The organism is Sutterella wadsworthensis 2_1_59BFAA (assembly GCF_000297775.1).
GTDB classification, from domain to species: Bacteria; Pseudomonadota; Gammaproteobacteria; order Burkholderiales; family Burkholderiaceae_F; genus Sutterella; species Sutterella wadsworthensis_A.
Map to the genome: position 1 here is coordinate 205927 of NZ_JH815517.1, position 15050 is coordinate 220976.

The window sequence follows — 15050 nt, forward strand, 5'->3', positions numbered from 1 at the left end:
ACGCTGGATTACTGTTCGAAGTAGTTGAGGAGCGCTTCCTTCGTGACGAGGAAGACCTGGTCGTCGCCGCCCGAGGTGGCGAGCCAGATGATCTCGAGGCCGGGGAAGGTCGCCTCGACTGCTTCGGCGCCGTCGCCCACTTCGACGATGATCATGCCGCCGTCATTGAGATGTGCGGCAGCTTCGGGAAGCATGCGGCGCACGACGTCCATGCCGTCGTCGCCTGCGCCGAGCGCCATGGCGGGCTCGTGACGGTATTCGGAGGGCAGCGTGTCCATGCTCGCCTGCGTGACGTAGGGCGGGTTGGAGATGATGATGTCGAACGTGCGGCCCTGCAGGTTTTCAAAGAGGTCGCCCTGAACGAGCTCGAGCGTCTCCTCCATGCCGTAGTCGCGGCGGTTGATTTTGGCGACCTCGAGCGCGTCGGGCGAGAGGTCGGAGCCCGTCACTTCGGCGTTCGGGAAGGTGCCCTGGGCGAGAATCGCGAGGCAGCCCGAACCCGTGCAGAGATCGAGCACGCTGCCCACTTCATACGGATCCTCGACCCAGGGGGCGAGGTCCTCTTCAAGAAGCTCGGCAATGTAGGAGCGCGGAATCAGCGCACGCTCGTCGATGTAGAAGCGGTGCTCGGTGAGCCAGGCCTCGCGCAGCAGGTAGGCGGTCGGAACCTTTTCGTGGACGCGGCGGTCGATGAGGTGCACGAGTCGGGAGAGCTCGTTGTGCGTGAGCGCGGCGTCGAGGAACATGTCGAAGTGGTCGAATGGAAGCTTGAGGCCGCGGCAGATGAGGAAGGAGGCTTCCTCCCAACTGTCGGGAGAGCCGTGGCCGTAGGAGATCTCGGCGTTTTCCATTTCCGTGATCGCCCAGCGGAAGACGTCGCGGATGGTCTTCAGATTGTGAATGGGGTCATCAAGCAGCGGAGCAATTTCGTACATGGCGGTATCCAGTAAAGGGGCGGACGCGGCGAATGCGGCGCCCGCGGGAACGCGGAAAACGGAGGGCGCGCAGGCGATGCGCAGGTCCGAAGGATCGGATGCGGCGCGTCTGCGGCGATGCCCGACATTATAAGGTCGGCGGGGGCGGCCGTCCGTGCGGGGGGATGTCCCGCGGGCTGCCCTCATTTAGAATAGGCAGACACGCCTGTTTCCGCCGCCGGTCTGCGGCGCAACGGGCCTTCCATCAACCGGCCGCACCTTTTCAGGAGACCTTCTTGCGCTTACGTCAGATCAAGCTCGCAGGCTTCAAGAGCTTTGCCGATCCGGCGCTCATCGAGCTCGAGCATCCCGTCGTCGGGATCGTCGGACCCAACGGCTGCGGCAAGTCGAACATCATCGACGCCGTTCGCTGGGTGCTCGGCGAGGCGCGCGTCTCTGAACTGCGTGGCTCGTCCTCGATGCGCGAGCTGATCTTCGCGGGCTCGACCACGCGCCACGCCCTCGGGCGCGCGAGTGTGGAGCTCATCCTCACGAACGACGACGGACGCCTCAAGGGGGCGTGGTCGGAATTCGGCGAAATCAGCGTCAAGCGAGTCGTGACGGCCGAAGGTCAGTCCGCCTACTACATCAATCATCAGCAGGTGCGCCGCCGAGACGTGCAGGAGATCTTCCTCGGCACGGGGCTCGGGCCTCGCAGCTACGCCATCATCTCCCAGGGGATGATCTCGAACTTCATCCGCGCCAAGCCCGAGGAGATGCGCGTCTATCTAGAGGAGGCCGCGGGCGTCTCGCTCTACCGCGAGCGACGCAGGGAGACGGAGTCGCTTCTCAGTCAGACGAGGGGCAACCTCGAGCGCGTGCGCGACATGCAGGCCGTCAAGGAAGAGGAGGCCGCAAGGCTTGAGGGCGAGGCGCAGCTCGCAGGGAAGTGGCGTGCGCTCACGGACGAGCGCAACGCCGCCGAATCCCTCTGGTACTGGATCCAGTATGAAGACGTGAAAAGAACGCTCGACGGGATTGCCGCCGACATTGCGCGCGGCGAGGCCGAGATCGAGGCCAGAAAGGCCGACGCCGCCCGTGAGGCGGCGTCGCTTCCCGCGCTCGAGTCCGCGGCACGCGAGGCTGAGGCGAAGGAGCTTGAGGCCGCTGCAGGACTGAGGCAGGCCGAACGTGCGCTCACCAAAGCCGAAGCCGAGGAAAGACGGCAGCGCGAACGCAGGGCCGGAGCGGAAAGAGCCGCAGCCGAAGCCCGAGAGGCAAAGGCGGCCAAGGAAAGGCGCCTTGCCGAGACTGTTTCCGCCAGAGAGGCCCAGGCATCCGAGACTGACGAGCTTGAGGAGACGATTGCGCTCTCGGGCGAAGAGGAGGCTGCGGCACAGGAGGAGGTTCTCTCCGCCGAGGACGCCCTGAACGACGTCAATGCCCGCGCGGCCGAAGCTCGAAGAGCCGAGTCCGACGCGAAGGCTCAGGCACGTGTTGCACTTGCGCGGCTTGAGGCGGCCGAGCGCCGTGCCGAGGATCTCAGACAGCGTCTTCTGAGGCTTGCAGCTTCCGAGGGAACGCTCGAAGCACCTGACAAGGAGGGGCTCGAGGCGATGAAGCTCGACTTCGAGGAGGCTCAGGCCGCCGCAGAGGAGGCGCGCGCACTTGAAGAGGAGGCGGCTGAGGCGGCAGCAGAGGCGAGACGCAGAAGAGACGCCGCCAACGAGGCTTATTTTGCGGCTCTTGCTCAGGAAAAGGAAACGGCCGCGAAGCTCAACGCCCTTGAGGCCGTTGAGGCGGGGGCTCAGGCAAAGGGGCGGCTTGCCGAATTCGAGGCCGCCGAAGGGCTTGACGGTCTTCCGCGCCTGTCCGAGGCGCTTTCGGCCGACCCCGAATGGGTGACGGCCGTCGAGGCCGTTGTCGGATCAAGGCTGGGAGCACGCTTCTTGAGCCGGCTCGGCATGGCTCAGGGCTACGAGAGCCGCCGGCCGCCCGCCGCCATCTCGTTCGTTGAACGAGGTGAGACGCAGGAGGGCCGCCCTGCACTCGAGCTCGACGGCGTCAGGCTGGAACCCATCACCTCGCACGTCAGGTGCCGTTCGTCCGACGCGACGGCGGCTCTTGCGGACGCTGCGGCGAACGTCTACTGCGTGAAGAGCCTTTCGGAGGGGCTGGCTTTGAGAGCCTGGCTTCCCGAAGGCGTCACGCTGGTGACTCCGAAGGGCGACCGGCTCACGAGCCGAAGCCTTGTCGTCTGGACGGCGAGCGATCCGGGACAGTCCGTGCTCTCTCGCCAGCAGGAGATCTCCGCACTCAGGGACCGCCTTCATGAGCTTGAGGACAGGCTGGGCAAGCTTGATGACGACAGGAATGCGGCCGGAGCGGCGGCCGAGGCCGCTGAACGGACCGCACGCACTTCGGCTCAGGGCGCCCGTGCTGCTGAGGCGGGGGTGGCCGACCTGAGGCTCAGGATCAAGGCGGCGGAGGCGGCGGTGGCGGCCCACGAGACCCGTCTTGCCGATCTGCGTCGCAGCAGGGAGGAGCTTGAGGCCGAAGGCGAGGAGGCCAGAGCGCTTGCCGAAGAGGCGGGCGTAGCGGCAGACGAGGCGGAGGCGGCGTCAGAACGCGCCGTGCGCGCTGCCGCAGGATTCACGTCCGAACTTGCGCGAGCCGACATGCGCTTCAAGACGAAGACGGCTGCGCTTGCGGCCGTGAGGCACAAGGCGGAGCTGGCACGCGCGAAGCTGCGGCAGCTTTCGGAGTCGGCCCGTCTTTATGCACAGAGCGAGGCGGCTCTTCGAAACGACATCGCCCGAGAGGAGGCGCGTCTTGTCGAGGCCTCCAGGCTCCTTGAGGAGAGCGCGAAGGTGCTCGGCGACGCGGCGTCGGCCGCTGCCCTCAAGGTGCTTGAAGAGGCGGAGCGTGCGCATGCCGCACGTCGCGACGCGACGGCCGCGGCCAGACTTGCGCTCACCGAGGCTCAGGGCCGCTGGCAGGCCGCGCAGGCGGACGTCATGCCCATGACGGAGGCGCTCGGCGTCAAGAGAGTCGAGCAGCAGATGAAGGAAAGCCTTCGGACTCAGTTTGAGGAGAGGCTCGATGAGCTCAAGGCCGACAGGACGGATCTTGCGCGTCGCGCGGCGGAGCGTCCGCAGAAGGCTCAGAGCCTTCGCGCCAAGGTGCTGAGGCTCATCAGCGAGATTGCAGGATTGGGTCCCGTCAATCATGCCGCGCTCGAGCACCTCGAGGCGGTGAGAAGGACGCTCGAGGCGACGGCCAGACAGGTGGAGGACCTTGAAAAGGGCATTGAAACTCTGGAGGCCGCCATCAGAAAGATCGATGCGGAGACCAGAGGACGTCTCAGGGAGACGTTCGAGGAGGTGAACGGTCACTTTGCCGAGACGTTCTCCGAGCTCTTCGGAGGCGGCGTCGCCTCGCTCGTCATGTCGGGAGATGATGTGCTCAACGCGGGCGTCGAGGTGAAGGCTCAGCCGCCGGGTAAGAAGAACGCGGGCGTGAAGCAGCTTTCGGGCGGCGAGCAGGCCCTCGCGGCCACGGCGCTCGTCTTTGCGATTTTCAGGCTCAATCCCGCGCCTTTCTGCCTGCTCGACGAGGTGGATGCGCCTCTTGACGAAGCCAATCAGGCGAGGCTTGCTGGGCTGTGCCGCCGCATGTCGAGCGAGACGCAGTTCCTCATGATCACGCATCATCGCGTGACGATGGAGTTTGCGGGAGCGCTTGTGGGCGTGACGATGAAGGAGCCCGGCGTGAGCCGCGTCGTGAGCGTCGACATCGAGAACGCGGTCCGCATGGCGAACTGACGCCTGCGGTTCCGCGTCCCGCACGCGCGTCGTGGCGAATCCGTCAAAAGTGCGTACAATCAACAGAAGTTGCGCCCGCGTCGGGCGCCCACAAAGCCGGACATAATTCAAATGAGTCAGACTCAGATCATTCTTATCGTGGCCGCCCTGGTGGTCATTGCCTTCTTCTTCTGGCGCTCGATGCGCGAGGAGCGCCGCATGCGCGCAAGCCGAAAGGCCCGCCTGCAGGCGGGAGGCGACGTTCGCAAGGACGTGCTCGCCGAAGAGAAGCCCGAGCCCCGCGTCGAGCCTCAGCTCGAGGACATGGTGGACGACGAGCCGCACGAGGCGGTTCAGCCTGCCTCCGGGGACGACCTTCCGTCTGAAAAGCCGCCCGTCTACGAGCGTTTCGCCGAGGAGCAGAAGGCGCGCCTTGAGCGCGAGGCCGCCCGCGGCGGACGAAAGGCAGGCCGCATTGCCGGCATCGAAAAGCCGCCCGTCGACCACGGCATCCAGTGGGTGCTTGACGTGACGCCCTATGAGGGCAAGACCTTCCCGCTCGGCTCCATGGACTCCCTTGTCACGCAGATCCGACAGCTTTCGCTGCCGCTGCCCGTGTCGCTTTGGGCGAAGTCCGTTGAGGACGGCCTCTACTATCCGTCCGAATGCCTGCCTGCGGAGGCCGTTCACATCGTCGCGACGATCCTGATCGCCAATCGTGCCGCCGTGCTTGACGACGTTTCCGCCTCGAGCTTCCTGCAGGTGCTCGAGCAGACTGCCGCCCAGAACGACGTTGACGTGCGCACATCCTGCGACATCAAGACGGCGGTCTCGACGGCTGTTCAGATCTCCCGCTTCATCCACTACTACGACAAGCTGATTGAGGTTTCGATCGTCCCCGCTCCGCGTGAGGAGGGCCTGACGCTCGAGGAGGTGACGAAGGTTGCCGAGGGCGCGGGCTTCGTCAGCGCGAGCGGCCGCTGGGAGCTTCGAATCGACGAAGGTTCCAGAGAGCCTCTGATGACGCTCTCGCTGGCGGGTGCCGACTCCTCCCAACTGCGCCTTTCCTTTGACGTCCCCCTTGCCAACGTGCCGCGCGGCGACCTCAAGCGCTTCTTCCAGCTTGCAAACCACATCGCCTGCCATCTCGGCGGCGTCTGGGTCGACGGCGCGGGCAACCGCATCGAGGCTGCAGGCGGCCTGATCCTTCAGGACGAGATCGAGCATCAGGACGCGCAGATGGCCGCCAGCGGCGTGCGTCCCGGCTCCGAGCGCGCAAGGCTCCTCTTCTCGAGAAGCGCCTGACGCAGGATCCGCATCAAGCATCATTCACTGCCCGCCGCATTCGGACGCAAGCCGCCCGGCGGCGGGCTTTTCTTCTTCGCTTCTTCGGAATGCAAGACATGACCGAACCGACAAAGACTGAAACCCTCGCGAACGACGACTTCGACGGTGCCGCAAAGGCTGCGGCGATCGAGCTCTCCAGGGCCCCCGCCCGCATGCGCGAGCTCGAGAAGCGCGTAGAGACCTGGGACTACGAGTACTTCGTGCTTGACAATCCGAGCGTTCCCGACGCCGAATACGACCGCACGTTCAATGAGCTCAAGGCTCTTGAGGCCAGATTTCCTGAATGGAAGAGCCCTGCCTCGCCCACGACCCGCGTGGGCGGTGCCGTTCGAAGCGACCTTGCAAAGGTCGTGCACGCCGTGCCGATGCTCTCCATTCACACCGAGACCGACTTTTCGAGCGAGGGTGCGGCGGCATTCGATCGCCGCGTGCGCAGCGAACTCGGGCTCGCGGATGAGGATCCTGCCGTGGCGTACGACTGCGAGCTCAAGTTTGACGGTCTGGCAACGAATCTTCGTTATGAAAAGGGCGTTCTCGTACAGGCCGCCACTCGCGGCGACGGCAGTGCAGGGGAGGACGTGACCGCGAACGCGCGCACGATCCGCACGATCCCGCTTCGTCTGGAGGGCGACTTCCCCGACGTGCTGGAGGTGCGCGGCGAGGTGATCATGCATCGCGACGACTTCGAGGCGCTCAACCGCCGTCAGGCAGAGGAGGGGCAAAAGACCTTCGTCAATCCGAGAAACGCGGCGGCGGGGTCCCTGCGCCAGCTCGATCCTGCAGTGACCGCACGCAGGACGCTTCATTTTTACGCCTATGCGCTGGGTGAAGTCTCGGGCGGCGAATTCGCGCCCACGCAGACGGAAGTTCTCGACAGACTTGCGTCGCTCGGGTTCCCAGTTGCGGACGTCCGCCGAAGGGTCGAGGGGCCGACAGCGCTCGCGGCCTTTCATGATGAGGTGGCGGAGATCAGGCACACGCTGCCCTTCGACATCGACGGCGTCGTCTACAAGGTGGACAGTCTTGAGCTTCAGAGGGAGCTCGGCTTCATTGCTCGCGAGCCCCGCTGGGCCTGCGCCCACAAGTACCCGCCCGAAGAGGCTCTGACGGTCTGTGAAGCCATCGACATTCAGGTCGGGCGCACGGGCAAGCTCACGCCTGTCGCGCGCTTGAAGCCCGTTTTCGTCGGCGGCGTGACCGTCTCGAACGCCACTCTTCACAACGAGGACCATATTGCGGGCCTTGATCTGCGCCCCGGCGACACGGTCGTGGTCCGCAGGGCGGGCGACGTGATTCCCGAGGTGGTGCGCGTCGTGCACGAGCGCCGTCCCGAGGGTACCGTGCCGTTTGCAATGCCGTCCGTCTGCCCTGCCTGCGGCTCGGCCACGATTCGCGACGAGGAGGAGAAGGACACGCGATGCACGGGCGGCCTGTACTGTCCGTCGCAGATGAAGCTCTCCCTCGTTCACTTTGCCTCCCGCAGGGCCATGGGCATCGACGGGCTCGGTGAGAAGATCGTCAACATGCTTGTGGACGAAGGGCTGGTGAAGAGTCCTGCCGACATCTTCACGCTCAAGCCTGAGGATCTCATCGCGCCGACAACGGCGACGAAGGATCTTGAGAAGCCCGTCAAGCGCATGGGGCCGAAGGCCGCTTCGAACCTGCTTGAAAGCATCGGGAAGGCGAAGCACACGACGTTCGCCCGCTTCATTTTCGCGCTCGGATGCAGGCATGTGGGTGAGGCGACCGCGTTGTCGCTTGCGCAGCACTTCTGCACGCTTGCCAATCTTGAGGCCGCCGACGTGGAGGCGCTCACAAAGGTTGATGACGTGGGTGAGATCATCGCCGAGAGCATTCATGCCTTCCTGAAGGAGCCGCACAACCGAACTGTGATCGAGGCGCTCGTTGCTTCCGGCGTCGTCTGGCCCGTGGTGGAGCCCAGGCCTGCAGCGGAGGCCTCCGAGGTTGCGGGCAAAACCTTCGTGCTGACGGGGACGTTGCCCACGCTCACGCGCGACGAAGCAAAAGACCGTCTCATCGCGGCGGGCGCCAAGGTGTCGGGTTCCGTCAGCAAAAAGACCGACTTCGTGGTTGCGGGCGCGGAGGCGGGTTCCAAGCTCGAGAAGGCGCAGACACTGGGTGTGAAGGTGATCGACGAGGAAACTCTCCTTGCCATGCTCGAGGGCGGCGTTTCAAGCGAAAAGCTTGTTGTGACGCCTGAGGCTGAGGAAGAGGAGAAGGCGGCGGCCGAGGGGGCGGTCAGTACTCAGGATGCTTCCGACACACCTGCCAATCCTGAAGAAAAACGGGCTGCAGGGACGGAGGTGGGGAAAACGGACGACGAAGGCCCGCAGCAGGGCGCCCTTTTCTGAGCCTGATCCGCAGAGGCATTGACGGAGCGTGGTTGTTCAATTTTTCAACTGCGCTTCGTCATGATGCGGTGGAAGGCCCTGTTACGGAGCGGGAATGTGCGAGGACTATACACGTATCAGGTTCCCGGCTCTTTTAGAATTGAAGATCGCCTGCTGTCGGCGGTTGCCAGAGAAAGAAATCATTTTGAGGAAAGTGAGATGCTTGCATTGATCGGCGGATCCGGCTTTACCGGCAACGACGTCATTGAGGACTGCGAGGAAATCGAGATTACAACGCCCTGGGGGGCTCCGAGCGCGCCGCTTGTCTTCGGACGCCTCGGCGGAAGGTCGATCGTCTTCCTGCGTCGTCACGGCGTGAAGCATGAGTTCGCCCCGCACAGGGTGCCCTACCGTGCAAACATCTGGGCGCTGCAGAAGGCGGGCGTGGAGGGCGTGATCGCCGTCGGGACCGTGGGCGGTGTTGCGCCGGACATGGGGCCCGGCCGCATTGCGGTCCCCGATCAGCTGCTTGACTACACCTGGGGCCGTGAAGTCACTTATTACGATGACTTCGGGACTGCCGGCATGAAGCACGTCGACATGACGTGGCCGTTCGACAGGGCGTTGAGCGCCAGACTGGTTGAGGCCGCGGAAAGGCTCGGTGTGGGCGTGAGGACTACGGGCGTCTATGCGTGCACTCAGGGTCCGAGACTGGAGACGGCGGCCGAGGTGAGGCGCATGTGCAGGGACGGAGCCGACATGATCGGCATGACGCTTTATCCCGAGTGTGCCCTTGCCAGGGAGCTTGATCTTCCTTATGCGGGCATCTGTGTTTCCGTCAACCATGCCGCAGGCATGGGTGACTGTGCCGATGAGATCGACTTCGCGTCGCTTGAGTCGTCGCTTGCGCGTGCCGTCAGGGGCGTCGTCGACATCGTCAGGGAGACCGTGCGTGCTGACGCGCAGAAGGGAGGGGCCGAATGATCCGTCCCGTGTTGAAGATGGGCGAGGAGCTGCTTCTTGAGAAGGCGATGCCTGTGAAGGCGTTCGGTACGCCCGAGCTCCGGAGGCTTGTGGCCGACATGTGGGACACCATGGACGTCGAGGGCGGCATCGGCATTGCCGCACCTCAGGTGGGCGTCTCGCTTCAGGTCATCTGCTTCGGTACGAAGGAGAGCGAGGAGGCTTCGGGCGCACGCAGGGTTCCGAGAACCGTGCTCATCAATCCCGTTGTCGAACCCGTCGGCGAAGAGACGATGAGCGCCTGGGAAGGTTGCCTCTCGGTGCCGGGGCTTCGCGGCAGGGTTGTGAGGCCGGTTGCGGTCCGATACAAGGGGGTTGACCTTGAGGGCAACAGGATCGAGCGAACGGTCGACGGGCTGCACGCCAGAGTCGTCCAGCACGAGGCCGATCATCTGGTCGGCATTCTCTATCCGATGCGCGTAACGGACTGGCGGACCTTCGGGTATTCGGAGGTTCTCTTTCCCGAAAAATTCAAGGCGTGAGCCGGAGGGATACCGTGTTTGCGGTATTTTTACGACAAGTCTTGACAAAGCCTGTGGAAAGGTGTTTAATTTCAATCCTTCGCTGACGACGCCAAGTCATCAGCGAATAAATTTGACAAAGAGTTGACGAGCTGATAAACTCTCAATTCTGTGCTCTTCAGAGCACTGTTCTTTAAAAATCAGAATTCAACGAACCGATAAGTGTGAACATCGGCAGTTTCAGGAGTGACTTTCAAAAGCACTCAAAAAAACTTACGAAGTTCGCGCTTTGAAGGAAAAGCCGAAAGACGAAGGTTAATTCCTTCTCTTTCAATTCCGGCGAAGAGCGACAAACAGAGATTGAACTAAAGAGTTTGATCCTGGCTCAGATTGAACGCTGGCGGCATGCTTTACACATGCAAGTCGAACGGCAGCACAGGGAGCTTGCTCCCGGGTGGCGAGTGGCGCACGGGTGAGTAATACATCGGAACGTGTCCTGTTGTGGGGGATAACTGCTCGAAAGGGTGGCTAATACCGCATGAGACCTGAGGGTGAAAGCGGGGGATCGCAAGACCTCGCGCAATTGGAGCGGCCGATGCCCGATTAGCTAGTTGGTGAGGTAAAGGCTCACCAAGGCGACGATCGGTAGCTGGTCTGAGAGGACGACCAGCCACACTGGGACTGAGACACGGCCCAGACTCCTACGGGAGGCAGCAGTGGGGAATTTTGGACAATGGGGGCAACCCTGATCCAGCCATGCCGCGTGCAGGATGAAGGCCTTCGGGTTGTAAACTGCTTTTGTCAGGGACGAAAAGGACCGTGTTAATACCATGGTCTGCTGACGGTACCTGAAGAATAAGCACCGGCTAACTACGTGCCAGCAGCCGCGGTAATACGTAGGGTGCAAGCGTTAATCGGAATTACTGGGCGTAAAGCGTGCGCAGGCGGTTCTGTAAGACAGATGTGAAATCCCCGGGCTCAACCTGGGAATTGCATTTGTGACTGCAGGACTAGAGTTCATCAGAGGGGGGTGGAATTCCAAGTGTAGCAGTGAAATGCGTAGATATTTGGAAGAACACCAATGGCGAAGGCAGCCCCCTGGGATGCGACTGACGCTCATGCACGAAAGCGTGGGGAGCAAACAGGATTAGATACCCTGGTAGTCCACGCCCTAAACGATGTCTACTGGTTGTTGGGGTTTATTAACCTTGGTAACGAAGCTAACGCGTGAAGTAGACCGCCTGGGGAGTACGGTCGCAAGATTAAAACTCAAAGGAATTGACGGGGACCCGCACAAGCGGTGGATGATGTGGATTAATTCGATGCAACGCGAAAAACCTTACCTAGCCTTGACATGCCAGGAATCCTGAAGAGATTCGGGAGTGCCCGCAAGGGAATCTGGACACAGGTGCTGCATGGCTGTCGTCAGCTCGTGTCGTGAGATGTTGGGTTAAGTCCCGCAACGAGCGCAACCCTTGTCACTAGTTGCTACGCAAGAGCACTCTAGTGAGACTGCCGGTGACAAACCGGAGGAAGGTGGGGATGACGTCAAGTCCTCATGGCCCTTATGGCTAGGGCCTCACACGTCATACAATGGTCGGAACAGAGGGCAGCGAAGCCGCGAGGTGGAGCAAATCCCAGAAAACCGATCGTAGTCCGGATTGCAGTCTGCAACTCGACTGCATGAAGTCGGAATCGCTAGTAATCGCGGATCAGCATGCCGCGGTGAATACGTTCCCGGGTCTTGTACACACCGCCCGTCACACCATGGGAGTGGGGTTCACCAGAAGACGTTTGTTTAACCGCAAGGAGGACGGCGTCCACGGTGGGCTTCATGACTGGGGTGAAGTCGTAACAAGGTAGCCGTACCGGAAGGTGCGGCTGGATCACCTCCTTTATAGAGAGATGCAAGAAATCCTCTTGAAGTTGACTCGGTGTTCACACTTATCAGTTTCGTTGAAACTTGATTGCTCTTTAAAAATTTGGAAAGAAACAAAGCGTTCTGTCAAAAGAAGCTGCCGTGATGAGATGGCGGCGGATGTTGACAGACGGGTTGTGATTGCATTCATTGATTCATTGAAGTTCTCAAGAACCGACATAATCAGAGAAATCAGCGTATACGTTATAGGTTGCTTGTGACTTTGAGGGCAAAAGGCCTCAGGGTTATAGGATCAAGCGACTAAGTGTATGTGGTGGATGCCTTGGCGATCACAGGCGATGAAGGACGTGACAGCCTGCGAAAAGCTGTGGGGAGCTGGCAAATAAGCTTTGATCCACAGATGTCCGAATGAGGGAACTCACCTGCTTTGCAGGTATCCCATCCTGAATATATAGGGATGGGAGGCGAACGAAGCGAACTGAAACATCTAAGTAGCTTCAGGAAAAGAAATCAACCGAGATTCCGAAAGTAGCGGCGAGCGAAATCGGATCAGCCCAGCACTCGATAGCAGCCAACTTACGGGAACGGTCTGGAAAGTCCGGCCATAGAGGGTGATAGCCCCTTACTGGAAAAGGCAGCTGCGGTACTAAGTGTGCGATAAGTAGAGCGGGACACGTGACATCCTGCTCGAAGATGGGGGGACCATCCTCCAAGGCTAAATACTCGTGATCGACCGATAGCGTACCAGTACTGTGAAGGAAAGGTTAAAAGAACCCCGGGAGGGGAGTGAAATAGATCCTGAAACCGCATACATACAAACAGTAGGAGCCTCGTTAAGGGGTGACTGCGTACCTTTTGCATAATGGGTCAGCGACTTACGTTTAATGGCGAGCTTAACCGTATAGGGGAGGCGCAGCGAAAGCGAGTTCGAACAGAGCGTTCAGTCGTTAGGCGTAGACCCGAAACCAGATGATCTATCCATGGCCAGGTTGAAGGTGTGGTAACACACACTGGAGGACCGAACCGACTAGTGTTGCAAAATTAGCGGATGAGCTGTGGATAGGGGTGAAAGGCTAAACAAATCTGGAGATAGCTGGTTCTCCCCGAAAACTATTGAGGTAGTGCCTCGTGTATGACTCCAGGGGGTAGAGCACTGTTATGGCTAGGGGGACATGGCGTCTTACCAAACCATGGCAAACTCCGAATACTTGGAAGTTTGAGCACGGGAGACAGAGCACCGGGTGCTAACGTCCGGACTCAAGAGGGAAACAACCCAGACCGCCGGCTAAGGTCCCTAATATTGACTAAGTGGAAAACGAAGTGGAAAGGCTAAGACAGTCAGGAAGTTGGCTTAGAAGCAGCCATCCTTCAAAGAAAGCGTAATAGCTCACTGATCGAGTCTTTCTGCGCGGAAGATGTAACGGGGCTAAGTCAATAACCGAAGCCGCGGATTCACACTTATGTGTGAGTGGTAGGGGAGCGTTCTGTAAGCCTGCGAAGGTGACTCGTAAGGGTTGCTGGAGGTATCAGAAGTGCGAATGCTGACATGAGTAACGTTAAAGCGGGTGAAAAGCCCGCTCGCCGTAAGCCCAAGGTTTCCTGCTCTACGTTCATCGGAGCAGGGTGAGTCGGCCCCTAAGGTGAGGCTGAGAAGCGTAACTGATGGGAACAAGGTTAATATTCCTTGACCACCGCTGAATGCGAAGGGGGGGACGGAGTATTGAAGATCATCCGGGTGTTGGATATCCCGGTTTGCGAGCGTAGGAGGCTGACAGGCAAATCCGTCAGCGAATCTCCGAGGCAAAGCATCGAGCTCTCTTTTGAGCGAAGTGATTGGATGTGCTTCCAGGAAAAGCCTCTAAGCTCCAGTTCAGCGGGACCGTACCGCAAACCGACACTGGTGGGCGAGCTGAATATGCTCAGGCGCTTGAGAGAACTCAGGAGAAGGAACTCGGCAAATTGACACCGTAACTTCGGGATAAGGTGTGCCTTTGTAGCGTGGAGGGAGAAACACCCCGAGCGCGAAGAGGTCTCAGATAATCGGTGGCTGCGACTGTTTATTAAAAACACAGCACTCTGCAAAGACGAAAGTCGACGTATAGGGTGTGATGCCTGCCCGGTGCTGGAAGATTAATTGATGGGGTGCAAGCTCCTGATCGAAGTCCCAGTAAACGGCGGCCGTAACTATAACGGTCCTAAGGTAGCGAAATTCCTTGTCGGGCAAGTTCCGACCTGCACGAATGGCATAACGATGGCCACACTGTCTCCTCCTGAGACTCAGTGAAGTTGAAGTGTTTGTGATGATGCAATCTCCCCGCGGCTAGACGGAAAGACCCCATGAACCTTTACTGTAGCTTTGCATTGGACTTTGAACCGATCTGTGTAGGATAGGCGGGAGCCTGTGAAACCACAACGCCAGTTGTGGCGGAGGCGTCCTTGAAATACCGCCCTGATTTGTTTGAGGTTCTAACCTGGGACAGTCATCCTGTCCGGGGACCGTGCATGGTAGGCAGTTTGACTGGGGCGGTCTCCTCCTAAAGGGTAACGGAGGAGTGCGAAGGTACGCTAGGTACGGTCGGAAATCGTGCTGATAGTGCAATGGCAAAAGCGTGCTTGACTGCGAGACCCACAAGTCGAGCAGATACGAAAGTAGGTCATAGTGATCCGGTGGCTCTGTATGGAAGGGCCATCGCTCAACGGATAAAAGGTACTCTGGGGATAACAGGCTGATACCGCCCAAGAGTTCATATCGACGGCGGTGTTTGGCACCTCGATGTCGGCTCATCTCATCCTGGGGCTGTAGCCGGTCCCAAGGGTATGGCTGTTCGCCATTTAAAGAGGTACGTGAGCTGGGTTTAAAACGTCGTGAGACAGTTTTGTCCCTATCTGCCGTGGGCGCTGGAAGATTGACGGGGGCTGCTCCTAGTACGAGAGGACCGGAGTGGACTCACCTCTGGTGTACCGGTTGTCACGCCAGTGGCATCGCCGGGTAGCTATGTGGGGAAGAGATAACCGCTGAAAGCATCTAAGCGGGAAACTTGCCTGAAGATAAGTCTTCCTGGAGGCTAGACCTCCCTAAAGAGTCGTTCGAGACCAGGACGTTGATAGGATGGGTGTGTAAGTGCTGTGAGGCACTCAGCTAACCATTACTAATTGCTCGTGAAGCTTGATCCTATAACCGTGAAGCTTTTTTGACTGAATGTCGTCAAGAGAATTTCTGAGTCAATGAATCACAGCTCAGCTTTGTTTCTGACCAAGTGAAGAATTCGCTG

6 protein-coding genes and 2 rRNA genes are annotated in these 15050 nt (G+C 60.2%); 7 read left to right on the forward strand and 1 reads right to left on the reverse strand.

Features of this window, described 5'->3' with window-relative positions; all coding sequences use genetic code 11:
- Positions 1–8: 8 nt before the first annotated feature.
- A complete protein-coding gene (gene prmB, locus HMPREF9465_RS08190; RefSeq protein ID WP_005435889.1) occupies positions 9–935 on the reverse strand; it encodes a 50S ribosomal protein L3 N(5)-glutamine methyltransferase in 927 nt (308 codons plus the stop codon).
- Between the two features lie 275 nt (positions 936–1210).
- On the opposite strand from prmB, the gene smc reads away from it, so the two are divergent.
- The 7 genes from smc (at position 1211) to HMPREF9465_RS08225 (ending at position 14952) form a co-directional block, all read left to right on the forward strand.
- Complete coding sequence (smc, locus tag HMPREF9465_RS08195) at positions 1211–4738, forward strand: chromosome segregation protein SMC (protein WP_005435890.1); 3528 nt, start codon at positions 1211–1213, stop codon at positions 4736–4738.
- A gap of 111 nt (positions 4739–4849) precedes the next feature.
- Entirely contained in the window at positions 4850–6022 is a 1173-nt protein-coding gene (locus tag HMPREF9465_RS08200) for a hypothetical protein (protein WP_005435892.1), read from the forward strand.
- Between the two features lie 98 nt (positions 6023–6120).
- Positions 6121–8436: an NAD-dependent DNA ligase LigA gene (ligA, locus tag HMPREF9465_RS08205; protein WP_005435893.1), complete on the forward strand. Its 2316-nt coding sequence runs from the start codon at positions 6121–6123 to the stop codon at positions 8434–8436.
- Positions 8437–8634: 198 nt separating this feature from the next.
- Complete coding sequence (locus HMPREF9465_RS08210) at positions 8635–9399, forward strand: S-methyl-5'-thioinosine phosphorylase (protein WP_005435895.1); 765 nt, start codon at positions 8635–8637, stop codon at positions 9397–9399.
- Positions 9396–9920 carry a peptide deformylase gene (gene def, locus HMPREF9465_RS08215; protein WP_005435897.1) on the forward strand — a complete coding sequence of 175 codons (525 nt, stop codon included), beginning with the start codon at positions 9396–9398 and terminating at the stop codon, positions 9918–9920. Before HMPREF9465_RS08210 ends, def begins: the two co-directional genes overlap by 4 nt.
- Positions 9921–10261: 341 nt before the next feature.
- Positions 10262–11796: ribosomal RNA gene (locus HMPREF9465_RS08220) — 16S ribosomal RNA — on the forward strand.
- 272 nt (positions 11797–12068) lie between these two features.
- Positions 12069–14952 (forward strand): 23S ribosomal RNA (locus tag HMPREF9465_RS08225).
- Together the 16S and 23S rRNA genes form the textbook arrangement of a ribosomal RNA operon.
- Positions 14953–15050: the final 98 nt, after the last annotated feature.

What these genes read in the sequence shown, in the direction of transcription:
- prmB (WP_005435889.1), bottom strand. Translation starts at nt 935, where the DNA reads ATGTACGAAATTGCTCCGCTGCTTGATGACCCCATTCACAATCTGAAG.
- HMPREF9465_RS08200 (WP_005435892.1), top strand. Translation starts at nt 4,850, where the DNA reads ATGAGTCAGACTCAGATCATTCTTATCGTGGCCGCCCTGGTGGTCATT.
- ligA (WP_005435893.1), top strand. Translation starts at nt 6,121, where the DNA reads ATGACCGAACCGACAAAGACTGAAACCCTCGCGAACGACGACTTCGAC.
- HMPREF9465_RS08210 (WP_005435895.1), top strand. Translation starts at nt 8,635, where the DNA reads ATGCTTGCATTGATCGGCGGATCCGGCTTTACCGGCAACGACGTCATT.
- def (WP_005435897.1), top strand. Translation starts at nt 9,396, where the DNA reads ATGATCCGTCCCGTGTTGAAGATGGGCGAGGAGCTGCTTCTTGAGAAG.